We start from the raw sequence: 26660 nt of genomic DNA on the forward strand, positions 1-26660 counted from the left end.
GAAGTTCAGCGTTCGCCCAGGCCCATGGCCGGGTCGCTGACCGAATGCCGGCCGGTCTCGACGCGGCCCGCGAAACGGCGCGCCCAGGACGCGTCGGCATCGCACGTCACGACGAAGTCATACCAGGCGCCGCTCGAAGCCAGGTCCCAGTGCTGCTCGGCCTTGCCGCCGGGCTGCACCGTCGTGGTCCACGGGCCGTCCTCGCGGTAGGCCTTGGCGCGCGCCGTGAACCTGCAGGCCCTCGCGCCCGTGTTGCGCATCTCGAGGTACACGTTGCCGTTGGCGATGTCGTAGCACACGCGCACCTCGGGGCTCGACGCATCGGCGACGCGCAAGCTGCCGAGGTCGCCCTTGAAGTGGCGGTGAAAGCCGTTGGGGCCGAGCAGCCAGAGGTCGTAGAAGCCGCTGTTGTCGCGGCCCGCCGTCCACACATCGTCGAGCGTCTTGCCGGCCTCGAGCATGTAGCGGCGCGGGAGCCGGTCGAGGTTGAGCTTGTCGTACACGTGGAACACCGCGGCCGCAGTGCCGGTGTTCGCCATCAGCAACTGCAGCGTGCCGTCGAGCGGCGCCACGCGCGCGCTGGCGTGCAGCTCGTACGGCAGCGCGCGCGAAGGCCGCGTGCCGCTGGCCTGGCGCGGCAACTGCGGGTCGAGCGGCAGCGGCACGTGGTCCAGCTTCTCCTGGTTGACGCGGATCTGGTCGGCCTCGGTGCGGCTGACGCGGCCAGCCAGCGCGGGCAGCGGCTCGTCGTTGGGGGTGGCGAAGTTGAAGGCGCTCGTGAGGTCGCCGCACACCGCGCGGCGGAACGCGCTGATGTTCGGCTCCTGCACGCCGAAGCGCGCCTCGATGAAGCGCAGCACCGAGGTGTGGTCGAAGGCCTGCGAATTGACCCAGCCGCCGCGGCTCCAGGGCGAGATCACGTACATCGGCACGCGCGGGCCGGGGCCGTACACGCGGCCGTCGGGTGTGGGCTGCTTGGTGCTGCCGATCGGCGCGGGCTGGGTGAAGTACTCGGGGAGCAGTGCGCTGTCGGACAGCGTGGTCTTGCCCGCGGGCGTGCCGTCGGGATTGATCGAGGGCGGCGACGGCGAGGGCACGTGGTCGAAGTAGCCGTCGTTCTCATCGAAATTGACGATCAGCACGGTCTTGCTCCAGACCTCGGGCACGGCGGTGAGCGCGTCCAGCACCTCCTGCACGAACCAGGCGCCCTGCACCGGGCTCGACGGCCCGGGGTGCTCGCAGTAGATCGACGGCGCGCTCATCCAGGCGACCTGCGGCAGCGTGCCTTCGCGCACGTCGCGTCGAAAGGCGTCGAGGTAGTCCTCGGGGCGGGTGCCCGGCAGCGTGTTCGCGATGCCCTTGTACAACGGGCTCCTGGCGTCGTCGGTGGTGCGGTCGTAGGCCTTGTAGGGCAGCGGCTGGCCGGTGTTCGCGTAGGGCTTGTTGGGTTCGCCGCCGCTCGACACCGGATAGCCCGAGTCGACGTTGGCCTGGCGGAACTGCCGGAAAGCGCCGAGCATGTTGTCGCCCCATTCGTCGGGCATGTTCTGGTAGCTGATCCAGCGCACGCCCGCTTCCTCGAGGCGCTCGGCATAGGTCTTCCAGGTGTAGCCCACGTTGGGCGAGTCGGGCAGGCCGCTGATCCAATCCCACTCGTTGGTCACGAAGGCGGTGTTGGAGGCGGTCGGTCCGTTGGTGCCGGTCAGGTGAAAGGCCCGGTTCGCATCGGTGCCGGTGTGCATGCTGCAGTGGTAGGCATCGCAGAGCGTGAAGGCGTTCGCCAGCGCGAACTGGAACGGCACCTCGGCTTGCTTGTGGTAGCCCATCGACTGGCTGGTCTTGTAGCGCGCCCATTGGTGCATGCGCCCGCCGTCCCAGGCGTCCTGGCTGTCGGCCCAGTCGTGCGGCGTGCCGCCGTCGCGCTGGGCATTGCCTTTGGAACTGTCGAGGTGGTAGGGCAACACGGTGTTGCCGGTGGCATCGCTCTGCTGCCAGACGTTCATGCCCTTGGGCAGCGGAATGGTGAAGCGGTCGCCGAAGCCGCGAACGCCCATGAGCGTGCCGAAGTAGTGGTCGAACGAACGGTTCTCCTGCATCAAGATGACGATGTGCTCGACGTCGTTGAGGGTGCCCGTCTTGTTGTTGGCGGGGATGGCGAGCGCGCGGCGGATGCTCGGGGGAAAGGCCGAGAGCGCGAGCGCAGCGGCACCGGTGGCGGCGCTGCCGGTGAGGAACTTGCGGCGGGTGGTCATGTCGGTCGCGCGCCTCACAGGTCGCCCATGCCCATGGCCGGGTCGCTGACCGTGTGGCGGCCGGTTTCCACGCGACCCGCGAACCGGCGCTGCCAGCCGGGATCGGTATCGCATGTCACGACGAAGTCGTACCAGGCGCCGCTCGACGCCAGATCCCAGTGCAGCTCGGCCTTGCTGCCGCCTTGCACCGTGGCCGTCCACGGACCATCGTCGCGGTAGGCCTTGGCGCGCACCGTGAACTTTGCGGGGCTGCCGCCGCCGTTCAGCATCTCGAGGTACACGTTGCCGTTCGCGATGTCGTAGCACACGCGCACTTCGGGCGCCGCGGCGCCGCCGGCGCGCACGCGGCCCAGGTCGCCTTGGAAGTGGCGATGGAAGCCGTTGGGCCCGAGCACCCAGAGGTCGTAGAAGCCGCTGTCGTCGGCCATCGCGTTCCACGCCTCGTCGAGTGTCTTGCCGGGCTCGACCATGAAGCGGCGCGGCAGGCGGTCGAGGTGCAGCTTGTCGTAGACGTGGAACACGGCAGCGGCGGTGCCGGTGTTGGCGAACACCAGCCGCACCGTGCCGGCGACCACGTCGCTGCGCGCACTGGTGTGCAGCTCGTAGGGGAGTGCCCGCGAAGGCCTTGTGCCGCTCGCCTGGCGCGGGCGTTGCGGGTCGAGCGGCAGCGGCACCTGAGCGAGCTTTTCCTGGTCGCTGCGCAACTGGTCGGCCGCGTTGCGCGTGGTGCGGCCGGCGAGCGCGGGCAGCGGCTCGTCGTTCGGGTTGGCGAAGTTGAAGGCGCTCGTGAGATCGCCGCACACCGCGCGACGGAACGCGCTGATGTTCGGCTCCTGCACGCCGAAGCGCGCCTCGATGAAGCGCAGCACCGAGGTGTGGTCGAAGGCCTGCGAATTGACCCAGCCGCCGCGGCTCCAGGGCGAGATCACGTACATCGGCACACGCGGGCCGGGGCCGTACACGCGGCCGTCGGGCGCGGGCTGGCTGCTGGTGCCCGGCGGCTTCGGATGGTTGAAGTACTCGGGCGCAAGCACCTCGATCGGCAGCGTGGTCTTGCCTGCGGGTGTGCCGTCGGGGTTGATCGAGGGCGCGGCCGGCGAGGGGTAGTGGTCGAAGTAGCCGTCGTTCTCGTCGAAGTTGATCAACAGCACCGTCTTGCTCCACACCTCGGGCACGGCGGTGAGCGCGTCGAGCGTTTCCTGTATGTACCAGGCGCCCTGCACCGGGCTCGACGGTCCCGGGTGCTCGGAGTAGGTGGCGGGCGCGATGAGCCACGAGACCTGCGGCAGCTTGCCGCCTTTGATGTCCTGACGGAACTGTTCGAGGAAGCCGCCGTCGCCCATGGTGTTGGCAATGCCCTTGTAGAGCGGATTGCTGGCGTCGTCGCTGGCCGGGTCGTACACCGGCGAGGCAATGCTCGAACTGTTGCTGACGGGCTTGCCCGAAGCCTCGTTGGCCAGGCGGTATTGCTTGAAGCCCGCGAGCGGGTTGTCGCCGAAGTTCTCGGGCATGTTCTGGTAGACGATCCAGCTGACCTTGGCCTCCTGCAGGCGTTCGGGGTAGGTCTTCCATTCGTAGCCCGTGGCCGAGCTGTCGATCGAGTCCCACTCGTTGTTCACCGTGGCCACGCCCGCGCCCGTGGGGCCGTTGGTGCCGGTCCAGTGGAACATGCGGTTCGAGTTGGTGCCGGTGTGCATGCTGCAGTGGTAGGCGTCGCACAGCGTGAAGGCATTGGCCAGTGCGAACTGGAACGGCAGTTCCGCCTCCCGGAGGTATCCCATCGATTGCGTGAAAGGCGCCGTGTCGGTTTTCTTGTACTTGACCCACTCGTGCATGCGTCCGCCGGCCCATGCATCCTGGCCGTCGCTCCAGCTGTGCGGCGTACCGGTCACGCGCTGGGCATTGCCCTTCGAATCGTCGAGGTGATAGGGCAGCACTTCCTTGCCTGCATCGTCGAGCTGCTGCCAGACGCCGCGCCCTTCGGGCAGCGGAATGGTGAAGCGGTCGCCGAAGCCGCGCACGCCCATGAGCGTGCCGAAGTACTGGTCGAACGAGCGGTTCTCCTGCATGAGGATGACGATGTGCTCGACGTCCTTGAGAGTGCCGGTCTTGTTGCTGGCGGGAATGGCGAGGGCGCGGCGGATGCTCGGGGGAAAGGCCGAGAGCGCGAGCGCGGCGGCACCGGTGGTGGCGGTGCCGGTCAGGAATTTGCGGCGAGAAGGCATGGTCATCGGGGTGCGTCCTGGGCGTTGTTCTTGATCGATTCCAGGCGCACTCAAGGGGCGCAGCGCATCACCGGCTCGGGCGCGGCCGGCGGAGTGGGCGTGGGTTCCGGATTACCCACCACGGGCAGGCCGCCGAAGAAGCCGCCGCCGCCGCCGTTGCCGCCACCACAGGCGCACAGCAGGCAGGCCAGGAAGAGCGCCGGAACGAGGCGCGGCAAATGAAGTGGGCGTGGACGCTGCATGGGGTTCCTTTGGCTCGTGTCGGTTCGCACAAAAAAAAGCGCCCGCGCAAGGACGTTGCGCGGACAGCGTCAAAGACTAGGGCGAAGCCATGACGTCACGGTGAATCGGCCGTGACAAAGCCAGCGCGGGCGCAGGCCGGCGCGTTCGGGCGTTCGGGGGCAGGCCCCTACTTTTCGTTGCTGATGCCGCTCGACACGTGGCCCGCGGGCACGTGGCGTGCCGCGGCATCGACGTGGCCGGTCTGGTCGTCGAAGAAGAAGTCGGGCTCGAACTCGCGCAGGAATTCGCCCTTCGGCAGGCCGCCGAGGAACATCGCTTCGTCGACGCGGATGTTCCAGTTCATGAGCGTGCGGATCGCGCGCTCGTGCGCAGGGGCGCTGCGCGCGGTGACGAGCGCGGTGCGGATGCGCATCTGTGCATTGCCCGCCAGCTGCAGGCGGTGCAGCGCCATGAGCAGCGGCTTGAACGGCCCTTCGGGCAGCGGCAGATCGGCCTTGCTGAGTTCATGCGCCTGGAAGGCGTCGAGGCCTTCGGACTGGAACACGCGCTCGGCTTCGTCAGAGAACAGCACGGCGTCGCCGTCGAAGGCGATGCGCACTTCGTTGGGCCAGGCATCGCTGGCCTTGACCGATTCGACCAGCACCCGCGCGGCCGGAAAGCCTGCGCCGAGCGCCTCGCGCACGTCCTGCGCATTGACCGACAGGAACAGGTGCGCGCGCAGCGGCCGCAGGTAGCCGAAAGGCGGGCGGCCTTGGGTGAACACGCCGCGCTGCAGCTTGATCTCGGCCGCCGCGCTGGAGCGGAAGATGCGCATGCCCGAGACCGGGTCGTTGCGCGACAGGATCACGACCTCGACGCGCTGGACACCGTCGTCGTTGAAGCGCAGCAGCTTGCGGATCAGCGAGTACGCGATGCCGGGTGCGGCCGGCACGTCGAGCCGCTCGAGCTGCAGCTTCATGTAGCCCGTGTCGTCGCCCGATTCGAAAACCAGGTTTTCTTCTTCGAGGTTGAACAGGGCGCGCGAGGAGATCGCGACCACGAGCTTGTCTTCGAGGGTGACGGGCATGGCGCTACTTGACGAACTGGTTGAGCTGGATGATAGGCAGCATCACCGCGAGCACGATCAGCATGACCACGCCACCCATCGCCACGATCAGCAGCGGCTCGAGGATGGTGGCCAGGTGCATGGCGCGGCGCTGCACCTCGGCACCGAGCTGGTTGGCGGCGCGCTGCAGCATCAGGGGCAGCGTGCCGGTCTGTTCGCCGAGCCGCGCGAACATCGAGACCAGGCCGGGGAAGCGCTTCTTTTGCGCCAGGGCCGACGCGAGCGGTGCGCCTTCGCGCACCAGCACCAGCGCGTCGAGCGCATCGGCGCGCATGGCGCGGTTGCTCAGCGTTTCGGCGGCGGCCTGCAGCGCGCGCAGGATCGGCACCCCCGCGGTCGCGAGCATGGCGAGTGTGCTGGCGAAGCGCGCGGCGTTGTAGCCGCGGGCGAGCTTGCCGACCAGCGGCAGGTTGAGCCACGCCGCATCGAACTTCAGACGAAAGGCTTCCTGCGCCAAGGCGATGCGCACGGCGATGGTGGCCAGCACCACGCCGCCGAGCATCCACCATCCGTAGCTGCGCACGGCGGCGCTCAGCGAGAGCATCACGGTGGTGAGAAAAGGCAATGAGCGCTTGGTGCCCGCGAACACCTGCGCCACCTGCGGCACCACATAGCTCACGAGAAAGATCACGATCACGATCGCCACCAGCGTGACGATGGCCGGATAGAGCGCCGCGCCGACGAGCTTCTGCTGCAGCGCTTGCCGTTCCTCGAGGTCGTCGGCAAGCCGGTCGAGCACGAGGCCGAGATTGCCGCTCTGCTCGCCCGCGCCGATCACGGCCGTGTAGATGGGCGAGAACTCGCGCGGATGTGCGGACAGGGCGCGTGCGAACGGGGAACCCGCATTGACCTCGGCGCGCAGCGATGCGACGAGGTTCCGCTGCGGCTCGGTCTCGGCTTCGTCGGTGAGCGCGGTCAGCGCGCGTTCGAGCGGGAGGCCCGAGGAGACGAGGCCAGCGAGCTGGCGCGTCCAGACCGCGAGGCCGGTGGAATTGAAGACGCGCTTGCCGCCGCCGAGCCAGCGCCCGAGGCCGCTAGGCCGGCCATTGGCATCGAGCGCCTCGCCGCCGACCGGCTTGACCGACAGCGGGATGAGCGACTGCGCGCGCAGCATGCTGCGCGCGCTGCGCGCGGTGTCGGCCTCGAGCACGCCTTCGCGCGACTGGCCGGCAGCATCGATGGCTTCGAAGGAATAGGCGGGCATGGCGGACGCGGCGTGGCGGCGGTTATTCGCGCGTCACGCGCAGCAGCTCGGCGCGCGAGGTGATGCCGGTCTCGACCAGCCGTTCGCCGTCGTCGCGCATCGAGCGCAACCCGCCGCGCGTGCCGGCCTCGAAGAGCTGGCTCTCGGCGGCCTTGCCGTGGATGAGCGCCTGCACTTCGTCGTTGGCCACGAGCAGCTCGAAGATGCCGGTGCGGCCCTGGTAGCCGGTCTGGCCGCAGACGTCGCAGCCGGCGCCCGCGCAGGCGGTGCAGACCTTGCGCACGAGCCGCTGCGCGAGCACGCCGAGCAGCGACGAACTCAGCAGGAACGGCTCCACGCCCATGTCAGTCAGGCGCGTGACGGCGCTGACCGAATCGTTGGTGTGCAGTGTCGCGAGCACGAGGTGGCCGGTGAGCGACGCCTGGATGGCGATCTGCGCGGTCTCGAAGTCGCGGATCTCGCCGATCATGATCACGTCGGGATCTTGCCGCAGGATCGCGCGCAGCGCCTTGGCGAAGGTCAGTTCGATCTTGGCGTTGATCTGCGTCTGGCCCACGCCCGGCAGTTCGTATTCGATCGGGTCTTCGACCGTCATGATGTTGCTGCGGCCGGCGTCGAGCCGCGCCAGCGCCGCGTACAGCGTGGTGGTCTTGCCCGAGCCCGTGGGGCCGGTGACGAGGATGATGCCGTGCGGCTGCGCAATGAGCCGCTCGAAGCGATCGAGCGTGTCGCCCTGCATGCCGACCGATTCGAGCGTGAGCTTGGATTCGGTCTTGTCGAGCAGCCGCAGCACCGCACGTTCGCCGTGCGCGCTCGGCAGCGTGGAGACGCGCACGTCGACCGCGCGCGTGCCGATGCGCAGCGAGATGCGGCCGTCTTGCGGCAGCCGCTTCTCGGAGATGTCGAGGTCGGCCATGATCTTCAGGCGCGAGATCAGCGCCGCATGCAGCGCGCGGTTGGGCTGAACCACCTCGCGCAGCGTGCCGTCGATGCGAAAGCGCACGGACGAGGTGCGCTCGTACGGCTCGATGTGGATGTCGCTCGCGCCGTCGCGCGCGGCCTGCGTGAGCAGCGCGTTGAGCATGCGGATGATCGGCGCGTCGCCCGCGCTCTCGAGCAGGTCTTCGACCGCAGGCAGCTCCTGCATCATGCGCGAGAGATCGGCGTCGCTCTGCACTTCGCTCACCACCGCGGCGGCGCTCGATTCGCCCTGCGCGTAGGCGGCGCTGATGCGCTGTGCGAGCGGGCCGGGGTCGAGCACCTCGAAGGCATGCACGCCGTACTTGCGCGTGACCTCGCCGAGCGCGCTGCGCGAAGGCAGGCGCGACATCCAGAGCGTGTAGCGGCCGTCGTCGGTTTCCTCGAGCAGCAATTGCTGGCTGCGGGCGAACGCGTAGGGCAGGGGATGGCGCATGGCGATGGTCGGCTTCAGGGCAGTTCGCGCGCGGTGCTCGGATCGGCCGTGGGCGGCAGCGCACCACGCAACGGGCTCGGGCGCAGGATGCGCGTGTCGGCCGGCGGGGCGGGCGGGGGAATGAGCTGCGTGCCCATGATGCGGTCGCTGCGGTTGCCGCTCTCGCTCTGGCGAGCCGCCGCGCGCGGCAGCGGCGCCTCGGGCAGCACGGGCGCGGCGTCGACGCCGCGCAGCATGATGTTGTCGGTGCTGGGCTGGGCGCGCTGTTGCATGCCGCGGATCTCGTCGTAGCGGTCGTAGGCGAAGGCTTCGCTCGATGCGCCATCGCGCATGACCACGGGCCGCAGGAACATCATGAGGTTGCTCTTGACGCGCGAACGGACCTCGTTCTTGAACAGGTTGCCGAACACCGGGATGTCGCCGGCCAGCGGTACCTTCTCGATCGTGTTTCTGTAGTCGTCCGACAGCAGCCCGCCGAGCATGATGAGCCCGCCGTCTTCGACCAGCACGCTCGATTCGATCGCGCGCTTGTTGGTGGTGGGGCCGTTGGGGTTGTTGATGGTGTTCCCGGCGACGGTGGAGATCTCCTGGAAAATGGTCATCTTCACGGTGCCGTTCTCGTTGATCGTCGGGCGCACGCGCAGCGTGAGGCCCACGTCCTTGCGCTCGACCGTGGTGAACGGGTTGATGCCCACCGAGCCCGAGGTGCTCGCGTACTGGCCCGTGACGAAGGGCACGTTCTGGCCGATGACGATCTTGGCCTCTTCGTTGTCGAGCGTGAGCAGGTTGGGCGTCGAGAGCACGTTGGCGTCGCCGTCGCTGTTGAAGAAGTTCGCGATGGCCCCGAGGATGTACTGCCCGCCGATCTTGCCGGCGATGCCGAGGTTCAGGCCCGACGACGGCCGGATGTTGGCCACGTCGCGCGTGGCCAGCGCCTGCGTGAGCGCGAGGATGTTGGCGCTGGCCAGGCTCGAATTGGTGCCGATGACCGCGTTGTTGCCGAGCGCGCTCTGCCACTGCACGCCGAAGTTGGCGGCCTTGTCGGCGCTGACCTCGACGATCAGCGCCTCGATCATGACCTGCGCGCGCCGGCCGTCTAGCTTGTCGATCACCGCGCGCATCTGTCGGTACTGCGGCTCGGGCGCGGTGATGATCAGCGAGTTGGTCGACGGGTCGGCCTGGATCTGGCCGCCGGTCGAGGGTTGGTTGGCATTGTTGAGCGGCGCGTTGGCGGCCGGCGAACCGCTCTGGCCATTGAGGCCGACCGACATGGACATGGCCTGCGGCATGTTCGCCTGCGCCTGCGGTGTGCTCGCGGCCCCGCCGGCAGCGCCCGGGGCGCCGGGCATGCCGGGCATCTGGTTGGCGGCCATGGCTGCACGCAGCGTGGCCGCGAGGCGCACCGCGTCGGCATTCTTCAGGTAGACCACGTAGATGTTGCCGGCCGCGCCGTTGCTGCTTTCGGCCGGCGGGCGGTCGAGCTTCTCGACCAGCGTGCGCACCAGCGCCGTCCGGGCGCGATTCGCCGCGCGCAGGATGAGCGAGTTGCTGCGCGGATCGGCCAGCAGCGTGGTGCGGAACGAGGTATCAGCCCTGCCCGGCGCAGCGGCGCCCGGTGCACCCGAGCCGCTGCCGTCGACCAGCCGCGTGATCAGCGGCAGCATGTCGGTGGCGATCGAATGCTTGAGCGGAATCACTTCGATGTCGGACGCGTCGGGCACGTCGAGCGCCGCAATGATGCGCGCGAGCCGGCGCATGTTGCCCGCGTAGTCGGTGATTACGAGCGAGTTGTTGCCCGGGTTCACGTTGATCGTGTTGTTGGGCGGAATCAACGGCCGCAGCACCGGCAGCAGGCTGTTCGGCGATTCGTGGTTAAGCCTGAAGATCTGCGTGACGATCTGGCTGTCGGCCACCGAGGCGCCGGGCGTTGCGGTGCTGACGCTCTGGGTCTGCAGCTTGGCTTCGGCCTCGGGCACGATCTTGTAGAGCCCTTCGGCCTCAACGATCGCGAAGCCCTGCAGGCGCAGCGCCGAGGCGAACTGGTTGAACGCCGCCGCCGGTGCGATGGCGCGGTCGGTGACGAGGTTCATCGTGCCCTTGACGCGCGGGTCGACCACCACGTCGCGGCCCGTGACCACCGCCATGGTGCGCGCCACGGCCTCGATGTCGGCGTTCGCGAAATTGAGCGTGATGGGTTCGCCGCGCCGCGGCGCGCCGCCGGTCGCCTGCGCGAAGGCGGGCGGCACGGCCTGCACGAGGGTGGCAGCGATCAGCATCTGCGCGGCGAGTGCAACGATGCCGAGCGTGGTCGGAGGCTTCTTCATGGTCAACCCAGGGTGATGATCGAACGCGCGTTGTCGCGGCGTCCGATGATGTTCAACAAATTGGAGAGCGCGTCTTCGCGCCCCGCAGCAGCGCTCGCTTCGCCGTTGAAGCGGAAGGCCGTGCCGTTCCAGCTGCCGCTGCCGTTGAGCTGCAGGCTGCCTTCGCGCGTGTTCAGCAGCAGCGTGGGCCGGTTGCCGCCCTCGAGCGTGATCCGGTAGCTGCCCATCGGCTTGAGGGTAGACAGGCTTGATGAAACGTCGGTGGCATCGAGCGTGGCCTGGCCGGCAATGCGCAGCACCGGCCCGTCCCACTGCATGGCGAGCCCGCGCGTGGAGAGGTCGAGCGTGCCTTCGAGCCTGAGCGTGTTCCACGGTGCGCCGAGCCCGGTCAGAAGGCTCGCGGGCCAGCGCGAGCTGCCGTCGCCCCATTGGAGCTGCAGGCCGTTGGTGCGCGGGCTGGCCCTGAGCTGCAGCGGCCGGGCGGCGCAGCAGGGCAGGTCGAGCGCGGCGGACAGGCCGCCCCAGCCCGGGCGCATGCGCCAGTTGAGCAGGCCAGGCAGCGAAACCGCTTCGGCGCCGCCCGCGCCACTTGCGAGCACCACGGCCGCGGTGCCGTTCCAGACCGTGCCACGTGCATTGACCAGCAGCAGACGGCCTTGGCTCCAGTTCGACAGCCCCGCGGCGAGCCAGCGTGCGGGCGCGAACAGCACGAGCGCGACCAGCGCGCCGATCACGAGGCCGAGCAGGGCCCAGCGCCAGCCGCGTCGCGGCGCCGGTTCAGAAAGTGGAGAGCGCTTCAGCATGTGATGGGTTCACCAAGCCTGGCTCATCGGGCGGCGGGCAGCGCCATCACGAAGGTGCCTTCCCAGCGCACGGCCGGAGTCGCGGGTTCGTTCTTGCCGGCGGCCGGCGGCGCGGCGGCAGCGCGCGTGAGATGGGCTTCGCGCGGCACCGCATGGGCATTGCCACGCGCCTGCGTGAGCCACTGCGCGACAGCATCGGCGGGTGCGGCGCGCAGCGTGATCGTGGCTGCCCCGTCGCCGCTCGCGGTCATGAGCTGGGCATTGCCGCCGAGGCTCTGGCGCACGGAGGTTTCGAGCGCGCGCAGCGCGTCGTCGCGCGTGAGGCGCGGCTGAGCCTGCAGTGCCTTGGCACGCGCCTGCAGGCTCGCCATCTGTTGCAGCTGTGCGTCGAGCTTCGCGTGCTCGGTGCGCGCTGCCGCCAAGGTGCGCAGCGCGGGGGCCAGCGCGATCCACCACAGCAGCGCCAGCGCGACGAGCGCAGCCGCGATGGCCACCATGCGCCGCTCGCGCTGTTCGAGTGCGGCCCACCGCGCGCGGAGTTGTTCGCTGGCGTTCATCGCGTCCCCTCGGCCTGCACCAGCAGGAGATCGCCTTCGGCACGTACGCTGTAGCCGCGTGGGCCCAGGGTGCCCGACAGGCGCGTGAGTTCGGACGGCTGCAGCGCCAGGCCGCGCAGGCGCAGCTGGCCGGCACTGAAGTCGATGGCGGTGGGAATGCGGCCCGGCGGCAGGTTGCCCGCGAGCGCGCCGATCATCGGTTCGAGATCGCTGCCGGCGACGTCGCCCACGGCCTGCTGCAGCGCCGCGACCTCGCGCGCCATCTGCAACGGTGCGTCGACCACGAGTTTCACGGACGGGAAGGTCTGGGTCAGCATGGTGTTCACGGCCTGGCGCTTGGCGTCGAGCGCCTGCCGCTCCTTCCAGGCCCAGGCGTTGAGGCCGATCAAATGGACCAGCAGCAGCGCAGCGGCGCCCCAGCGCGCGGCGCGAAATTCGGGCGCGTGGCGCAGCGTCTGGAGCAGCGACGCGAATTTCTTGCCGGCGCGTGCGCGGCCGGTGGCGGCGAGGTCGAACTGCGCGAGCTCCCAAGGCGAGCGCGCAGCCTGGAGCCAGCGCTGCGGCGCCTGCACGATCGGCAGCCGGCGCTCGAGCAGATGCTCGGCAGCTTCTGCGACGGCGGGCTCGGCGGTGATCACGGCCGTGTCGAGCGGGACGGTGCCCGAGAGCGCGAGGCCGGCGCCCGCGAGCGGCAGCGAGACCACGCCGTCAGCGTCGCACACGGTGAGCATCGGTGCGTCGGCTTCGCCGGTGACCTGCAGCAGCGGCGGGGCATCGAGCGGCTGCGGCGTGAATTCGGGAACGATGCGCACCACGCGCCGGCCTGCGGATTCGAGGCCCTGCACGAGCGTGCGCAGCCAGATGCGGTTGCAGGCCACGACCCAGACCGGCACGCCGGCCTTGGCCTCGGGCTCGAGCGCGAAGTGCAGGGCTTCGGGTTCATCGAGCAGGCGCTCTTCGAGCAGGCCGTCGAGTACCGCGCGCAGTTTGGATGCGCTTCCCATGCTGCCCTTGGGCAGCGTGACGCGATGCCACGAAAGCGCTGCGGCGGGAACGCCGAGCGTGACTTCGGCGCCGGCAGGCAGCAGCGCGCGCAGGGCGCGGCCATGGTCGCGCAATGCGATGCCGTCATCGCCCGCCTGGGCCCAGTCGTACTCGCCCGCGGCATCCGCCGGGGCGAGGGGGGCGATGAGCAGCAGCGGTGTCATTTCGAATTCGGAAGGGCGGGTGATTGTAGGGTCGGGCGTCCTGAAAGCGCTATTTTTTCGATAGCTAGTAACCCAGGTGCGGCGCGCGTTGGAAGATTAATCAATGCAAAAGGATCGATGAAAAACCCGCCTCAGGTTTTGGCCGGCGGCGTCGCGGCAAGGCCGGCACCGCGGTGGCGCCAAATGGTCTTGACGGTGATGCCGTCGCGCTGCAGCAGCGAACGCTCGTCGACCCAGGTGCGGTCGATGCGCAGCCGGCCGTAGACCTCGAAGAACTGGGTGCTCACGCTGTGCTGGGCGGCATTGAACTGCGAACCACCATTCGGCAGCGCGCGGTTGGCATCGGTGATCTGCCGAAAGAACGCGAGTGTGCGCTTCTCGACCACCTGGCGCGCGTCGCTGATGCTCAGCGATGGCAGGCTGGCGCTGATGGCCTCGGCACTCGCGGTGTTGATGTTGAGCGGCGTGCGCCCCGGCAGGACCGTGACGTAAGGCTCGAGCGCGGCCACTGTCGAGGGCGAGAGGCCGAGCCATACGAGCTGCGACAGCTCCTGCGGCATCAACGGTGCCGCGCCGCCGCCGGCACCGTCGCCTGCCGCATCGGAGGCGGTGGCCATCGTGCGCAGCAGCGAGGCAGTCATTGCGCTGAGTTCGGAGGCCGGCAGGCCGAGGATGTTGAACAGTTTGGTGAAGGTCGCGACGCTGGCCGGCACCGGCTTGTTGCCGTCGACCAGCGACAGGATGTTGAGCTTGGACTGCGCATCGACGATGCGGCCCGAAAGAAAGGCGTCGGGCAGTCCTTCGAGGTTGTCGCTTGCCACGTTCTTCTCGGCCGACAGAAAGCTCGTGAGCCGCGCCTCGGCGAGGGGCACAGCCCAGGGCTCGGCCAGGTGATCGGGGCCGCCAGTCATGCCGTCTTCGCGCAGGATGAGGCGCGACCAGTCGAGCGCGCCGACCAGCACCCATGCGGCTTGCACGCGGCCACGCTCGGCGGCCTCGACCTCGGAGGCGCGCCATTGCTGCCACAGCGCCGCGGCCGAGAAGGTCGCGACGAGCATCACGGTGAGCATGGCCGCGAGCAGTGCGGCGCCACGCTGCTGGCGAGGGCGCGCGAGCCTGGGCGATGTGCTCATGACCTTGGCGCTCCCACGGTGGGCTTGACCCAGTCGCGCGTGAGCATGCCCGCGAGCCCGTCGCCCGGCGAGAGGTTGAGCACCAGGCGCACGCCGTCCGGCATGTTCACCGTGGCGCGCAGCGGATTGGCAGGGTTGGATGGGGTGGGTGGAGCGGTTGGGAGCGCGCCGGCGGGCGCCCAGACGTTCTCGCGAAAGTAGTAGAGCTGCCAGCTGTCGACCGGCATGAGCGCAACCTCGCCGCCGGCCGCCGCGCCACCATCCTGCGCCCACGAGGCCGCCATGTTCCAGGCCTGCTGCCACTCGCCGCGTGTGGAGAAAGGCGGCGATTGCCAGCGTCGCCAGCGCGTGCCGTCGGCGCCGCTGCGCAGCGTCCAGGCCACCACCAGCACCACGGGTGCGGCCTCGTCGCCGCCGCGACGCGTGAGCCGGAGCACGCGGCCGTTCCAGTCGATGGGGCGCGTCTGCGCGAGCGCGGTGACCGCGTCGAGGTCGGCGCTCCATTGCGCCAGCGTGGTTTGCAGCGTGAGCACCGCATCGGCACGCTGCTGGTTCAGGGTGGTGGCGCGCGACATGCCGTCGAGCCCGCGCCAGCTCACGAGCGCCAGCAGCGCCATGACCGCGATGGCCACCAGCAGTTCGATCAGCGTGAAGCCGCAAGGGCCTTGTCGGCGCGCGAAACGGTCGGACATCAGAAGCGGCCCACCACGGTCGAGACGCGCAGCACTGGCGCATCGGCCTCGTCGCGCACCTGCACGTCGACGCGCCGGAAGTTCGGATTGAGCGTGGCGATGGTGGCGGTGGTGACGTTGAACGAGACGCCGGCCTGCACGCAGATCGAACCCGAATCGCCCACTGGCGGCATCTGCCGCGCGAGCCGCACCTTGGCGAGTTCGTTCTCGGCACAGATGTCGGCCAGCAGCAGGTCGGATTGGCGCTGGGCATTGCGCGTGAGCGACATCGTGGCCTGTGAACCCGCCGCGAGCGCAAGCGCGACGATGCCGAGTGCGATCAACACTTCGATCAGCGTGAATCCGCAACAGTGGCGGGCGCGCCGCGCGGGGGTCAATGGTGCACCCTTGGCGCTGCGCGCCTTCCCGCCAGGCGGGAGCGAGCTTGCTCGGGGGCAGCCCGGCGCGGCGCTCATGGCGTGGACACAGTGAAGGGGCGCAGGCCGTCCGTCGCAATGCGCAGCGAGCGCGCTGGCGGTCCTTCGGCCTGCAGCAGGATCTGCTGGGCCGCGATGATCGGATCGGGCCCCAGTTGAACCGCAGCGATGGGAGCACCGTTCGCCAGCGCGGCCCGGGCGCTGATGCCGCTGGTGATCCAGCCGCCGGGCAGCGCATCGGGCGGCAGGCCCTCGAACACGAAATTGCCGCCCTCGACGAGGCGCCAGCGCACCGCGACGCCGCTCGCGCGCGACTGGGCGCGGGCCGACTCGAGCAGCGCGGCCAGCCGGTCGGCTTCGCGGTCGAGCTGGGCAGCGCTGCTGTCGCGCATCGCGAAGCTCACGCCTGCCGTGGCGACCGCGATGATGGCGATCACCACGATGAGCTCGAGCAGCGTGAAGCCGCTGCGGCGCCTATTGCCAGCTGCCGATGTCGGCATTCTTGCCCTCGCCGCCGGCCTGGCCATCGGCACCGAGGGAGAGCACGTCGATCTCGCCCTTGATGCCCGGATTCATGTACTGATAGGAATGGCCCCAGGGATCGTTCGGCAGCTTCTCGACATAAGGCTTCCAGTTCGGTGCCGCGGGGCCGGCCGTGGGCCGCACGAGCAGCGACTGCAGGCCCTGTTCGGCCGTGGGATAGCGCTGGTTGTCGAGGCGGTAGAGCTTCAGCGCCTGCATCAGGTTGTTGATGTCGGTGCGGGCGGCGGTCACGCGGGCATCATCGGCCCGCTCGATCACGTTCGGCACGATCAGCGCGGCCAGCACGCCGATGATGACCAGCACCACCATCAGCTCGATCAGCGTGAAGCCGCGTTGGGCGGTGCGGATGGTCTCGTGAAGGATTTTTTTCATATCGGGAAGAACATGTTTCGGAAGGCCCGCTGCATGATAATCCGCGGCCATGACAAGTCCCTATTCCGCTGCGCGCTGGCATGCCCCGGTCGCCACCACGGGCCTCTGGGCACTGGCCGCGGGCGCGGCCGTGTTCTGGGGGCTCCGGCTCGCGAGCCCGGCCGAACCCGTGGCCGCAGCGGCGGCCCTGCCGCGTGCGGCGGTCTCTGCCGACGCCGATGCGATCGCACGGCTGTTCGGTGCGCTTCCGGCGGAGCAGATGGCGCCCGAGGCGCCCGCGGCGGCGAGCCGCTTCGCACTTTCGGGCGTGGTGGCGGATCCGTCCAATCAGGGTGCTGCCCTCATCTCGATCGACGGCAAGCCGCCGCGCCCGTTCCGCGTCGGTTCGCGCGTCGGCGACAGCTACGTGCTGCAGTCGGTGGATGTGCGTGCCGCGACGCTCGGCGCGCAGGCGGACGGGCCGGCGGCGTTCACGCTGCAACTGCCCGTGCGTGCGCCGATCGCCGTCGGAAGCGCTCCAGCAGTGATTCCGCCTGCGCCGGCAGGTTTGCCGATGGCGCAAACACCGCCAGTCCAGCCAGCATCGCCGGAACAGGCGCCGACGGGTCTGCTGCCCGCTACCATGCCGGCGGTCATGGCGCCGCCGCCTGGGCAGCAACAACAGCAACAGCCCGCGCAATAGCCGACCGGACCGGCGACTGGCTCAGGCCTGCAGGAACAGGCGGTACGCAGGGTTCGCGGTTTCTTCCACCCAGGGATAGCCCAGCGTTTCGAGGAACGCTTCGAACGCCGCAGCGTCGCTCGCCGGCACCTGCAGGCCTACGAGGATGCGGCCGTAGTCGGCGCCCTGGTTGCGGTAGTGGAACAGGCTGATGTTCCAGTTCGGCCGCATCAGGCTCAGAAACTTGAGCAGCGCGCCCGGTCGCTCCGGAAAGATGAAACGCAGCAGGCGCTCGTCGTGCGCGAGGCCGGTGCGGCCGCCCACCATGTGCCGCAGGTGTTCCTTTGCGAGTTCGTCGTGCGTGAGGTCGAGCGCGTCGAATCCGTGGGCATTGAAGGTCTGCGCGATCGTGGCCGACTCGCCGCGCGTGGACGTCGTCAGCCCCACGAACACGTGGGCCTTCGCCGCATCGCTGATGCGGTAGTTGAACTCCGTCACGTTGCGCAGCGTGCCGCCGGCCGAACCCGTTTGCTGCGACGCGCCCGCCGGCATTTCTCCGACGAGTTCGCAGAAGCGGCGGAAGCTGCCGCGCTCTTCGGGAATCGTGACGGCGAACAGCGCCTCGCGCTCTTCGCCGACCTCGGCGCGCTCGGCGACGAAGCGCAGCCGGTCGAAGTTCATGTTGGCGCCGCACAGGATCGCCGCATAGGTCTCGCCGTGGCGGCCCTGTTCGGCCACGTACTGCTTGATTGCCGCCACCGCGAGTGCACCGGCCGGCTCGACGATGCTGCGCGTGTCGACGAAGATGTCCTTGATGGCGGCGCACACGGCATCGGTGTCGACCGCGATGTAGTCGTCGACGAGGTTGCTTGCGATGCGGAAGGTTTCCTCGCCCACGAGCTTGACCGCCGTGCCATCCGAGAACAGCCCGACATCGGGCAGGCTCACGCGCTGGTGGGCCGCGACCGATTGCATCATCGCGTCGGAGTCGTTCATCTGCACGCCGATCACCTTGATCTCGGGACGCAATGCCTTGATGTAGTTGGCCACGCCCGAGATCAGGCCACCGCCGCCGATCGCAACGAACACGGCGTCGAGCCTGCCCTGATGCTGGCGCAGGATCTCCATCGCGATCGTGCCCTGTCCCGCGATCACATCGGGATCGTCGAAGGGATGCACGAAGGTGAGATTTTGCTGCGCCTGCAGTTCGAGCGCATGCAGATAGGCGTCGGAATAGCTGTCGCCATGCAACACCACTTCGCCGCCGAAGCCGCGCACTGCATCTATCTTGAGACGCGGCGTGGTGACGGGCATCACCACCATTGCGCGCGTGCCGAGTTTGCGCGCCCCCAGCGCCACGCCTTGTGCATGGTTGCCGGCCGACGCACAGATCACGCCGCGCGCAAGCTGCTCTGGCGTGAGGTTCGCCATCTTGTTGTAGGCACCGCGCAGCTTGAAGCTGAAGACCGGTTGCTGGTCTTCGCGCTTGAGCAACACCGTGTTGTCGAGCCTCTCACTGAGTGCGTTGGCTTTTTCGAGTGCAGATTCGACTGCTACATCGTAAACGCGGGCATTCAGGATTTTTCTGAGATAGTCGGCGGGCGTCAGCGCCGCAGGTACATCGCGCACGTTATTTCCACGGGAGTTTTAAATTGATAACGCATCATCATAAGAGGCATCGAGATTGCTTACGGATATGACATGGACACAAATGTCATAAATATCTCTTTTAGAGCCTCTGCCGCTAACGATTCAGGTTTTTTTGAACGAGCCTATCCCGCGATCCATACGTCCGCCGTTCGGTTAACAGATGAGCAAAATTTGTTATCAGTTCTTGTCAGTGACCTTTCTAGAGGGTTAATGCAAGCAGAAGCCGCGCGTGTGCAGCGAGGCGAAATCGGACGTCCCACCTGGCAGGTGATGGGCAACAGATTGAATGCCCACATCCTTCCGCTGTTGGGTTCGGTGCGCGCGCAAGACTTCTCGACGGCGGATGCACAACGCCTGATCGATCACCTCGGCGAGCAAGGCTTCACGAGCACGACGATTGCGCAGTACCTCGTGCTGTTGCGGAAGGTCGTGGTGCATGGCGTGAGCACGGGTGTGCTTCGCGCGGCACCGCCGTTTCCAAAGGTCAAGGTGCGCAGTCAGCCGCGTGGCAGCTTCAGCGTCGCGGAGTACCGCGCGGTGGTGGCCGCTGCGCGCAAGTTGCGTGGGCTGCCGCATCCCGTGCTCGACGAGCTCGGCGCGGGCGATCGTTTCTGGATTGCACGGGAGTTGCTCGTCATGCCGGAGGAACTGCCGTGGCTGATTCGCTGGATGGTCAATACCTTCGTGCGTCCGAGCGACATCAAGCTCATGAAGCACAAGCACATCGAGGTCGTACGCGGCAAGCATGTCTATCTGCGCATGAACCTGCCGGAAACCAAGCGGCACAGCCAGCCCATCGTGAGCTTGCGTCCCGCAGTACGGGTTTACGAATGTCTGCTTGCGCATCGGCGCGCGCAGGGCGGCGGCGGTGCGGATGACTACATCTTCATGCCGCACCTGAAGAACCGTGAGCACGCGCTTGCGGTGCTCAACTTTTTGTTCCATTGGGCCCTCAAGGTCAAAGGCCTCGAGAAGGGACCGCTCGGCCAATCGAGGACGCTCTATTGCTTGCGTCACACCGCGATCACGTTGCGGTTGCTCTATGGACAAGGCATCGACATGCTGACCTTGGCACGAAATGCGCGCACAAGCGTAAACATGGTCGAACGTTTCTACGCTTCGGTGTTGAGCGGAGAAATGAATGTGGGGCTGCTGCAAAGCAGGCGCAGCCGGGCAAATTGAGGAAAGCCAAAAAGCCGCCCGGCTTGCGCAGGGCGGCTTGACACTGAATCGACGTGAACTGGCGAAAGCCAGCATGGCGTCAAGTCGCGATCAGAAGGCGTGGCGGATGCCGAAGTCGTAGCCGGTCGAGCTCTTCGGGGTGAAGACGTCGTTGGTGACGAACTTCGGTCCACCCACCGTGAGGGCTGCGCCGTCCTTGTTGTTCACGCGGGCGATCGTTGCGTACAGCGCAGTGCGCTTCGACAGGTTGTGCACGTAGCCGAGTGCCAGCTTGTTTGCCTTGGGATCCGCTTTGTTCGAGAACGGGTCGTTGCTTTGCAGCTTGTACTTCACGCCAGAGTAGGAAGCGCGGATCAGGCCGGCACCCACGGGAACGGTCACGCCGATCAGCCAACCGTTGAGCTTGTCGGTGGTGGTCGAGGAAACGACGTTCGGAAGAACGCTGTCGCTGAAGTTGCCCGCGTTGGCGAAGAAGCTGCTGTCGAAATCGGTCTTCTTGTTTGAACGCGACAGCTGGCCGAAGAGCTTCGCTGGGCCGAAGTCGTACGAAGCACCAAGATTCATGGTGTTCAGCTTGTCCGTCGTGCCGGCGTAGTAGTCGTCACCGACAGTCGCGCTGCCCACGGAGAACGCGACGTCCACTGGGCCATTGGCATAGCCAAAGCGGGTGCCGACATATCGACCGGTGCGTGAGTTGTTCGCGACATCAGGCGTTGCGAGGCCAGGGCTGTACTTGGCCTGCTCGTGGAAACCATATTGGACTTGGCCATAGAAGCCGCCCAGGTTGCCCGGCAGAAAGTACCCCACGCTGTTGCTATTGCGAGTGGGGTGACCGAACGCGCTGACTGCCGTCTGGACCACGTTGCCGCCTACGCCAACCGTGCCGAACGGGTCGAACACGGTGTTGTTCCAGAACGTGGGGCTGTAGTCACGGCCGAGGCGGATTTCACCGAAACCACCCGACAGGCTCACGGTGGAGCGGCGAGCGAAGGTTGCGACACCTTCCGAACCGTCGTCGTTCTTGATTGGGGCTTCGAGCCAGAAGCTGGCAGCCAGGCCACCACCGAGGTCTTCAGTGCCACGGAAACCCAGACGGCTGCTGTTGTAGGCGCCGGTGGACAGCCCGCGGCTGCTGGTCTTGACGCTGCCACGATTCACGAAGGCCGGGTTGTACGCGACCGGGTAGCCGAACGCGTTGTACGTGAAGCCATCGCGCTGATCGCTCGCGCTGTTCGAATAGCTGCTGATCGAAGCGTCGACCACGCCGAACAGGGTGACGGACGACTGAGCCGAGGCAACACCGGCAACAGCCAGGGCAGCCAGAGCAACTGCCCTTTTCGAGGCGAAAAGCTGCCATTTCGAGGCGAACAGCTGCCCTTCGAACGAAAAACTAGAGTGGAGGTGGGCGCCGCGTCACAAGCAGGCAAGAAAAAAGCCCCGGGCCTTGCGGCTCGGGGCTAAATCCACCAATTGGAAGGGTGGAGGAGACAACCGGTGCGCACAGCGGGGTGCGCGATGAAATAAAGTATATCGGCTGTTTGCTGCATTGCAACAAGCAGTGACGCTTTTCCCACACACAAACGAATGTCAGCAAACGTTACTGCTGACGTTCCGATTGGACCCGACGAAGATGGAATGCACAGTGAGTTGGACCGGCGACGCCGGCACCCGTTCGGCCATGGGTTTCGTGGCCGAGACCGGCAGCGGCCATGTACTGACGATGGATGGCGCCCCGGATGCGGCCAAACCCGAAAACGGCGGGCAGAACCTGGCGCCCCGCCCCATGGAGACCGTGCTCGCCGGCACAGGCGGCTGCACCGCCTATGACGTCGTGTTGATCCTCAAGCGCGGGCGCCACCGCGTGGAGCGCTGCAGCGTCAAGCTCACGAGCGAACGCGCCCCGACCGATCCGAAGGTCTTCACCAAGATCCACATGCATTTCACGGTGGCCGGCAAAGACATTCCGGCCGCTGCGGTCGAGCGCGCCATTGCGCTCAGCCACGACACCTACTGCTCGGCCAGCATCATGCTGGCCAAGACGGCCGAGATCACCACGAGTTTCGACCTGATCGAGACCTGAGCAGGCCGCGGCCTTGGGTCAGATGCGGTGCGCCACCGTGGTCATGACACGGGAGGCCATCCGCATCAGCGCCTTGGCCGGTGCGGGCAATTCGGCCGCTCCCGCGGCGACGGCCTGCGAGGCATGCCGCGCCTCGTCGACCTTCATCTGCTCGACCACGGCCCGCGAGGCGCTGTCGACGGCCGGCAGCCGGCCGAGGTGGCTCTCCAGGTGGGCTTCGACCTGGCGCTCGGTCTCCGCCACGAAGCCGAGGCTCAGTGGATCCCCGAGGCGTCCGGCCACGAGCCCGAGGCCAAATGCACCCGCGTACCAGAGCGGATTCAGCAAGGAAGGCCGGGCGCCGAGCGCGTCCAGCCGCTCGCGCGTCCAGGCCAGATGGTCCGTCTCCTCGTGCGAGGCTTCGAGCAGCTGCGCCCGCAGCACGGGATCGCGCGCCACCGCGGCCTGGGCGGTATAGAGCGCCTGGGCGCAGACCTCACCCACATGGTTCACCCGCATCAGCGCGCCGGCTTCGCGGCGCTCTGAATCGGTCATTTCGCCGGGCGGCTGGACCGGTGTGGGAAGGGCGCGGCTGGCGCGATGGCGCGCAAAAAGGGTACGCAGCGCTGCATCGGCCGTGGTCAGGACGGGATCAAGCGAAAGGGACATGCCGCAATTTAAACCCAGGCGCAGGGGCGGCAAGATAGTGCTTGCTTTCATTTCACATCGTGAGTTTCCGGGGTGTTTCCGGCCTTTGTTGCAGTCCCGCAACGAAACGCAGGGGGTGCCGGAGATTTCGGGCGATTTGTTTTGCCCTGCCGCATCGGCTCTGGTGCAATAGCATCAACTTCCCAAAAGGAGGTTGGCCCGGGGTCCGGTGGGAGCACAAAGTGCCAGTCACGGTGAGCCCTTCGCACCGGAGCCCTATGTTTAACCTTGGAGAAACTTGCAATGAAAAAATCTCTAGTTGCTCTGGCTGCCCTGGCTGTTGCCGGTGTTGCCTCGGCTCAGTCGTCCGTCACCCTTTTCGGCGTGGTCGACGCTTCGATCAGCAGCTATTCGAGCTCGTCGCGTGACCTGAACGGCGCCACGTTCCTGAACCCGTTCTACGTGAACCAAGGCAGCGTCAAGGTCAGCCGCCGTGAACTGGCCAACTCGGGCTACAACTCCAGCCGGCTGGGCTTCCGTGGCACGGAAGACCTCGGTGGTGGCTTGGCCGCGAGCTTCTGGCTCGAAGCCCCGATCACCAATGACGATGGCGCTACCGGCGTTTCGACGTTCAACCGTCGTTCGACCGTGAGCCTGTCGGGTGGTTTCGGTGAAGTCCGCCTCGGCCGTGACTACACGCCCACCTTCTGGAACAACACCGTGTTCGATCCGTTCGGCACCAACGGTGTGGGTACCAACCTGATCCAGACGGCCGCCGCCGACTTCGGTCACCCGACCCGCGCCAGCAACACCATCGGCTACTTCCTGCCGCCGAACCTGGGTGGCTTCTACGGTCAGCTGCAGTACGGCTTCCACGAGAAGACCAAGTACGATCCGGGCCTTGCTACGCCGAACGTCGCGAACAATTCGCGCACCGGCCGTAACATCGCTGGCCGCTTTGGCTACGCCAACGGCCCGCTGGACGTTGCTGTGGCTTATGGCACCAGCACCGTGGGCGACCAGTTCTACGCTGGCACGACCACCAAGGTCAACACGCTGAATGTTGGCGCTTCGTATGACTTCGGTCCCGTGAAGCTGTTCGGTGAAGTGTCGCGCCTGAAGAACAAGGTCGACTACGAAGTGACCCCGTTCGTGGCTGCTGCCGACGCCGACCTCACCGGCTACCTGCTCGGCGTGACCGTGCCGGTCGGTGCTGGCCTGATCCGCGCTTCCTACTCGCACGTCAAGTACGACTTCAACGAAGTTCAACTGCCGTTCGAGCCGAGCATTGCCGACCCGAAGGCCAACAAGCTGGCCATCGGCTACGTGCACAACCTGTCGAAGCGCACGGCTCTGTACGCCACGATCGCTCGCGTCAGCAACAAGAACGGTGCTGCTCTGACCGTCGGCGGCCCCGCCTTCATCAACACCGGCGTCTTCACCCCGAAGAACTCGACCGGTTACGACTTCGGCATCCGTCACGCTTTCTAATTCGAGGCTGGCCTGAGCCAGCTTTGATCGAAAGTTCAAAAAGCCACTCGACGCAAGTCGGGTGGCTTTTTTTATTGCAATTCCACTTTGCCGCAAGTGTGGCGAAAGCGCACCAGGGGCGTGCACCCCCGGGGAATCACCGTGCGGGCACGCACCTTGCACTGCTAGCATGCCTGCTCACTTTGTTTGCTGAATGATTGCCTTTGTCCTGCGTCGCCTGATACAGGCCGTGATCGTCATGATCGCGGTCGCGTTCATTGCCTTTCTTCTCTTCCAATACGTGGGCGACCCGGTCGTCTTCCTGCTGGGGCAGGATGCCAAGCCCGAGCAGATCCGCGAAATGCGCGCCGCATTGGGGCTCGACCAGCCCTTCTTCGTGCAGTTCTGGCGCTTTCTGGGCAATGCTGCGCAGGGCGAGTTCGGCCTGAGCCTGCGCCAGGGCGCGAAGGTTTCGCGTCTTATCGGCGAGCGCTTTCCAGCCACGCTCGAACTTGCGCTGGTCGCGGCCATGCTGGCGCTGTTCGTCGGCATTCCGATGGGCGTGTACACCGCGCTGCGCCGCGGCACCTTCCTGAGCCAGCTGTTCATGACCGTGTCACTGCTCGGTGTGTCGCTGCCGACCTTTCTGATCGGCATCCTGCTGATTCTGATTTTCGCCGTGACGCTGGGCTGGTTCCCGAGCTTCGGACGCGGCGAGACGGTGCAGTTCGGGTGGTGGACCAGCGGGCTGTTCCGTGCCGACGGCTGGCACCACATCATCCTGCCGGCCGTCACGCTCGCGATCTTTCAGCTCACGCTGATCATGCGGCTGGTGCGCGCCGAGATGCTCGAGGTGCTGCGCACCGACTACATCAAGTTCGCGCGGGCGCGCGGGCTCACGAATCGCGCCATTCACTTCGGCCATGCACTGAAGAACACGCTGGTGCCGGTGATGACCATCACGGGTCTGCAGCTCGGCGGCCTCATCGCCTTTGCGATCATCACCGAGTCGGTGTTCCAGTGGCCCGGCATGGGGCTCTTGTTCATCCAGGCCGTGACCTTCGCCGACGTGCCCGTGATGGCGGCCTACCTGTGCCTCATCGCGCTGATCTTCGTGGTGATCAACCTCGTGGTCGACCTGCTGTATTTCGTGGTCGACCCGCGGCTGCGCGTCGGCAAGGCGGGAGGGCATTGAGATGACGACGACCACCGCTGCCGCACCGCGGCTGCGCGCAGCCGGCAGGGCATTCGCGCAGATTGCGACTTTCTATCCCGAGATCGAGGCCTTCCGCCGCGACCTGCATGCCCATCCCGAACTCGGCTTCGAAGAGGTCTACACCTCGCGGCGCGTGCGCGAGGCGCTGCGCGCCTGCGGCGTGGACGAGATCCACGAAGGCATCGGCAAGACCGGGGTGGTGGGCGTCATCCGCGGCCGCTCCACCGCGAGCGGGCGAATGATCGGTCTGCGCGCCGACATGGACGCCTTGCCGATGCGCGAAGACAACGATTTCGGCTGGCGCTCGGCCCACGACGGCCTGATGCACGGCTGCGGACACGACGGCCACACCGCCATGCTGGTCGGCGCGGCACGCTACCTGGCCGAGACGCGCCACTTCGACGGCACCGCCGTGCTGATCTTCCAGCCCGGCGAAGAAGGCCTGGCTGGCGCCCGCGTGATGATCGAAGACGGCCTCTTCGAGCGTTTTCCGGTGCAGTCGGTCTATGCGATGCACAACTGGCCCGGCCTGCCCGCGGGCACGGTGGGCATCAACCGGGGCGCCATGATGGCCGCCGCCGACCGCGTGACCATCGAGATCAAGGGCAAGGGCGGGCATGGCGCGCATGCCTACCAGACCATCGATCCGGTGGTGGTGGCCGCGCACATCATCACGGCCGCGCAAACCATCGTGTCGCGCAATGTGCGGCCCATCGATGCCGCAGTCGTCAGCATCTGCGCCGTGCAGGCCGGCGACCTCGGCGCCATGAGCGTGATCCCGGGCGAGGCGACTTTGGTGGGCACGGTGCGCACCTTCAGTGCGCGCGTGCAGGCGCAGGTCGAGCAGCGGCTCAGCGAGCTTTGCACCGCGGTGGCCACGGGCTTTGGTGCCACCGCCACGATCAAGTACGAACGCATCTATCCGGCCACCATCAACACCGCGCCCGAGGCGATGTTCGCGGCCGACGTGGCCGAATCGCTGGTCGGCGCCTCGAACGTCGAGCGCAGCATGGAGCCCAGCATGGGCGCCGAGGATTTTTCCTTCATGCTGCAGAAGAAGGCCGGTGCCTACCTGCGCATCGGCCAGGACGCCCGAAATGGCGCCTTCCTGCACAACAGCCGCTACGACTTCAACGACGAGATCCTGCCGCTCGGCGCCGCGCTGCACGCGGGCCTGATCGAGCAGGGCATGCCACTGGCCGCCACCCGCGGCGAGTTGACCGAGAAAGCTGCCGCCACCGCGGCGCCTTGAAATTTTTGATCCCAACCCGAGGAGTGTTCCC

General features: G+C 67.2%; 24 protein-coding genes. 6 read left to right on the top strand and 18 right to left on the bottom strand.

The features are described 5' to 3' along the window. Positions 1-5 precede the first annotated feature (5 nt). The 15 genes from AC3A6G_RS05785 to gspG all read right to left on the bottom strand — a co-directional run bounded on the left by AC3A6G_RS05785 (position 6) and on the right by gspG (position 16491). On the bottom strand, positions 6-2252 hold the full coding sequence (locus AC3A6G_RS05785; protein ID WP_487873303.1) for a phosphocholine-specific phospholipase C: 2247 nt from the start codon (positions 2250-2252) through the stop codon (positions 6-8). A gap of 14 nt (positions 2253-2266) precedes the next feature. Beyond that, entirely contained in the window at positions 2267-4477 is a 2211-nt protein-coding gene (locus tag AC3A6G_RS05790; protein WP_487864384.1) for a phosphocholine-specific phospholipase C, read from the bottom strand. 50 nt (positions 4478-4527) lie between these two features. Further along, positions 4528-4719, bottom strand: coding sequence for a hypothetical protein (locus AC3A6G_RS05795; RefSeq protein ID WP_487873304.1), 192 nt, complete (start codon positions 4717-4719; stop codon positions 4528-4530). A 167-nt stretch (positions 4720-4886) separates the two neighbouring features. Next, positions 4887-5786: a 5'-nucleotidase gene (locus tag AC3A6G_RS05800; RefSeq protein WP_487862245.1), complete on the bottom strand. Its 900-nt coding sequence runs from the start codon at positions 5784-5786 to the stop codon at positions 4887-4889. A 4-nt stretch (positions 5787-5790) separates the two neighbouring features. Continuing rightward, positions 5791-7029, bottom strand: coding sequence for a type II secretion system inner membrane protein GspF (gene gspF / locus AC3A6G_RS05805; protein WP_487862244.1), 1239 nt, complete (start codon positions 7027-7029; stop codon positions 5791-5793). A 22-nt stretch (positions 7030-7051) separates the two neighbouring features. Then, positions 7052-8443: a GspE/PulE family protein gene (locus AC3A6G_RS05810; RefSeq protein WP_487864318.1), complete on the bottom strand. Its 1392-nt coding sequence runs from the start codon at positions 8441-8443 to the stop codon at positions 7052-7054. 14 nt (positions 8444-8457) lie between these two features. Further along, on the bottom strand, positions 8458-10767 hold the full coding sequence (gene gspD / locus AC3A6G_RS05815) for a type II secretion system secretin GspD (RefSeq protein WP_487873305.1): 2310 nt from the start codon (positions 10765-10767) through the stop codon (positions 8458-8460). Positions 10768-10769: 2 nt separating this feature from the next. Further along, on the bottom strand, positions 10770-11570 hold the full coding sequence (gene gspN, locus AC3A6G_RS05820; RefSeq protein ID WP_487864316.1) for a type II secretion system protein N: 801 nt from the start codon (positions 11568-11570) through the stop codon (positions 10770-10772). 23 nt (positions 11571-11593) lie between these two features. Further along, on the bottom strand, positions 11594-12127 hold the full coding sequence (locus AC3A6G_RS05825) for a type II secretion system protein M (RefSeq protein WP_487862240.1): 534 nt from the start codon (positions 12125-12127) through the stop codon (positions 11594-11596). Continuing rightward, entirely contained in the window at positions 12124-13335 is a 1212-nt protein-coding gene (gspL, locus tag AC3A6G_RS05830) for a type II secretion system protein GspL (protein ID WP_487873306.1), read from the bottom strand. The genes AC3A6G_RS05825 and gspL overlap by 4 nt, the downstream gene beginning before the upstream one ends. 131 nt (positions 13336-13466) lie before the next feature. Then, positions 13467-14468 carry a type II secretion system minor pseudopilin GspK gene (gene gspK, locus AC3A6G_RS05835; RefSeq protein ID WP_487873307.1) on the bottom strand — a complete coding sequence of 334 codons (1002 nt, stop codon included), beginning with the start codon at positions 14466-14468 and terminating at the stop codon, positions 13467-13469. After that, a complete protein-coding gene (locus AC3A6G_RS05840; protein WP_487862237.1) occupies positions 14465-15160 on the bottom strand; it encodes a PulJ/GspJ family protein in 696 nt (231 codons plus the stop codon). The genes gspK and AC3A6G_RS05840 overlap by 4 nt, the downstream gene beginning before the upstream one ends. Then, positions 15160-15537, bottom strand: a complete 378-nt coding sequence (gene gspI, locus AC3A6G_RS05845; protein WP_487864312.1) for a type II secretion system minor pseudopilin GspI — start codon at positions 15535-15537, stop codon at positions 15160-15162. Before gspI ends, AC3A6G_RS05840 begins: the two co-directional genes overlap by 1 nt. A gap of 74 nt (positions 15538-15611) precedes the next feature. Continuing rightward, positions 15612-16076, bottom strand: coding sequence for a prepilin-type N-terminal cleavage/methylation domain-containing protein (locus AC3A6G_RS05850; protein WP_487862235.1), 465 nt, complete (start codon positions 16074-16076; stop codon positions 15612-15614). Further along, entirely contained in the window at positions 16051-16491 is a 441-nt protein-coding gene (gene gspG, locus AC3A6G_RS05855) for a type II secretion system major pseudopilin GspG (protein ID WP_487862234.1), read from the bottom strand. Before gspG ends, AC3A6G_RS05850 begins: the two co-directional genes overlap by 26 nt. 49 nt (positions 16492-16540) lie before the next feature. Here gspG and AC3A6G_RS05860 point away from each other — a divergent pair, with 49 nt between their 5' ends. After that, entirely contained in the window at positions 16541-17173 is a 633-nt protein-coding gene (locus AC3A6G_RS05860) for a type II secretion system protein N (RefSeq protein WP_487873308.1), read from the top strand. Positions 17174-17194: 21 nt separating this feature from the next. On the opposite strand, the gene ilvA is transcribed toward AC3A6G_RS05860, so the two are convergent. Further along, positions 17195-18781: a threonine ammonia-lyase, biosynthetic gene (ilvA, locus tag AC3A6G_RS05865; protein ID WP_487873309.1), complete on the bottom strand. Its 1587-nt coding sequence runs from the start codon at positions 18779-18781 to the stop codon at positions 17195-17197. Positions 18782-19012: 231 nt separating this feature from the next. On the opposite strand from ilvA, the gene AC3A6G_RS05870 reads away from it, so the two are divergent. Next, positions 19013-19984, top strand: a complete 972-nt coding sequence (locus AC3A6G_RS05870; RefSeq protein ID WP_487873310.1) for a hypothetical protein — start codon at positions 19013-19015, stop codon at positions 19982-19984. A 90-nt stretch (positions 19985-20074) separates the two neighbouring features. Here AC3A6G_RS05870 and AC3A6G_RS05875 read toward each other — a convergent pair whose 3' ends face one another. Then, a complete protein-coding gene (locus AC3A6G_RS05875; RefSeq protein WP_487873599.1) occupies positions 20075-21307 on the bottom strand; it encodes a porin in 1233 nt (410 codons plus the stop codon). 307 nt (positions 21308-21614) lie between these two features. Between AC3A6G_RS05875 and AC3A6G_RS05880 the strand changes: the two genes are divergently transcribed. Further along, the gene (locus tag AC3A6G_RS05880; RefSeq protein WP_487873311.1) at positions 21615-22064 is read left to right on the top strand and encodes an OsmC family protein; all 450 of its coding nucleotides are present in this window, start codon (positions 21615-21617) and stop codon (positions 22062-22064) included. Between the two features lie 18 nt (positions 22065-22082). Here the strand turns inward: AC3A6G_RS05880 and coq7 are convergent, their stop codons facing one another. Further along, positions 22083-22712 carry a 2-polyprenyl-3-methyl-6-methoxy-1,4-benzoquinone monooxygenase gene (coq7, locus tag AC3A6G_RS05885; RefSeq protein WP_487873312.1) on the bottom strand — a complete coding sequence of 210 codons (630 nt, stop codon included), beginning with the start codon at positions 22710-22712 and terminating at the stop codon, positions 22083-22085. Between the two features lie 282 nt (positions 22713-22994). On the opposite strand from coq7, the gene AC3A6G_RS05890 reads away from it, so the two are divergent. From AC3A6G_RS05890 to AC3A6G_RS05900, 3 genes are all read left to right on the top strand, one after another. Continuing rightward, entirely contained in the window at positions 22995-24182 is a 1188-nt protein-coding gene (locus AC3A6G_RS05890; protein WP_487862229.1) for a porin, read from the top strand. A 193-nt stretch (positions 24183-24375) separates the two neighbouring features. Then, positions 24376-25356 carry an ABC transporter permease gene (locus AC3A6G_RS05895; protein WP_487862228.1) on the top strand — a complete coding sequence of 327 codons (981 nt, stop codon included), beginning with the start codon at positions 24376-24378 and terminating at the stop codon, positions 25354-25356. A 1-nt stretch (position 25357) separates the two neighbouring features. After that, positions 25358-26629, top strand: coding sequence for a M20 aminoacylase family protein (locus tag AC3A6G_RS05900; protein WP_487873313.1), 1272 nt, complete (start codon positions 25358-25360; stop codon positions 26627-26629). Positions 26630-26660: the final 31 nt, after the last annotated feature.

Source organism: Variovorax sp. Soil_C_26 (assembly GCF_057657075.1).

Bases quoted from the DNA above. Each gene is read 5' to 3' on its own strand.
- gspF (WP_487862244.1), bottom strand. From the start codon at position 7,029: ATGCCCGCCTATTCCTTCGAAGCCATCGATGCTGCCGGCCAGTCGCGC.
- AC3A6G_RS05900 (WP_487873313.1), top strand. From the start codon at position 25,358: ATGACGACGACCACCGCTGCCGCACCGCGGCTGCGCGCAGCCGGCAGG.
- AC3A6G_RS05800 (WP_487862245.1), bottom strand. From the start codon at position 5,786: ATGCCCGTCACCCTCGAAGACAAGCTCGTGGTCGCGATCTCCTCGCGC.
- AC3A6G_RS05890 (WP_487862229.1), top strand. From the start codon at position 22,995: ATGAAAAAATCTCTAGTTGCTCTGGCTGCCCTGGCTGTTGCCGGTGTT.
- coq7 (WP_487873312.1), bottom strand. From the start codon at position 22,712: ATGTCCCTTTCGCTTGATCCCGTCCTGACCACGGCCGATGCAGCGCTG.
- AC3A6G_RS05790 (WP_487864384.1), bottom strand. From the start codon at position 4,477: ATGCCTTCTCGCCGCAAATTCCTGACCGGCACCGCCACCACCGGTGCC.
- gspL (WP_487873306.1), bottom strand. From the start codon at position 13,335: ATGACACCGCTGCTGCTCATCGCCCCCCTCGCCCCGGCGGATGCCGCG.
- AC3A6G_RS05880 (WP_487873311.1), top strand. From the start codon at position 21,615: ATGGAATGCACAGTGAGTTGGACCGGCGACGCCGGCACCCGTTCGGCC.
- AC3A6G_RS05825 (WP_487862240.1), bottom strand. From the start codon at position 12,127: ATGAACGCCAGCGAACAACTCCGCGCGCGGTGGGCCGCACTCGAACAG.
- gspG (WP_487862234.1), bottom strand. From the start codon at position 16,491: ATGAAAAAAATCCTTCACGAGACCATCCGCACCGCCCAACGCGGCTTC.
- AC3A6G_RS05810 (WP_487864318.1), bottom strand. From the start codon at position 8,443: ATGCGCCATCCCCTGCCCTACGCGTTCGCCCGCAGCCAGCAATTGCTG.
- AC3A6G_RS05895 (WP_487862228.1), top strand. From the start codon at position 24,376: ATGATTGCCTTTGTCCTGCGTCGCCTGATACAGGCCGTGATCGTCATG.
- AC3A6G_RS05870 (WP_487873310.1), top strand. From the start codon at position 19,013: ATGCAAGCAGAAGCCGCGCGTGTGCAGCGAGGCGAAATCGGACGTCCC.
- AC3A6G_RS05840 (WP_487862237.1), bottom strand. From the start codon at position 15,160: ATGTCCGACCGTTTCGCGCGCCGACAAGGCCCTTGCGGCTTCACGCTG.
- AC3A6G_RS05795 (WP_487873304.1), bottom strand. From the start codon at position 4,719: ATGCAGCGTCCACGCCCACTTCATTTGCCGCGCCTCGTTCCGGCGCTC.
- gspK (WP_487873307.1), bottom strand. From the start codon at position 14,468: ATGAGCACATCGCCCAGGCTCGCGCGCCCTCGCCAGCAGCGTGGCGCC.
- gspN (WP_487864316.1), bottom strand. From the start codon at position 11,570: ATGCTGAAGCGCTCTCCACTTTCTGAACCGGCGCCGCGACGCGGCTGG.
- AC3A6G_RS05850 (WP_487862235.1), bottom strand. From the start codon at position 16,076: ATGCCGACATCGGCAGCTGGCAATAGGCGCCGCAGCGGCTTCACGCTG.
- gspD (WP_487873305.1), bottom strand. From the start codon at position 10,767: ATGAAGAAGCCTCCGACCACGCTCGGCATCGTTGCACTCGCCGCGCAG.
- AC3A6G_RS05860 (WP_487873308.1), top strand. From the start codon at position 16,541: ATGACAAGTCCCTATTCCGCTGCGCGCTGGCATGCCCCGGTCGCCACC.
- AC3A6G_RS05785 (WP_487873303.1), bottom strand. From the start codon at position 2,252: ATGACCACCCGCCGCAAGTTCCTCACCGGCAGCGCCGCCACCGGTGCC.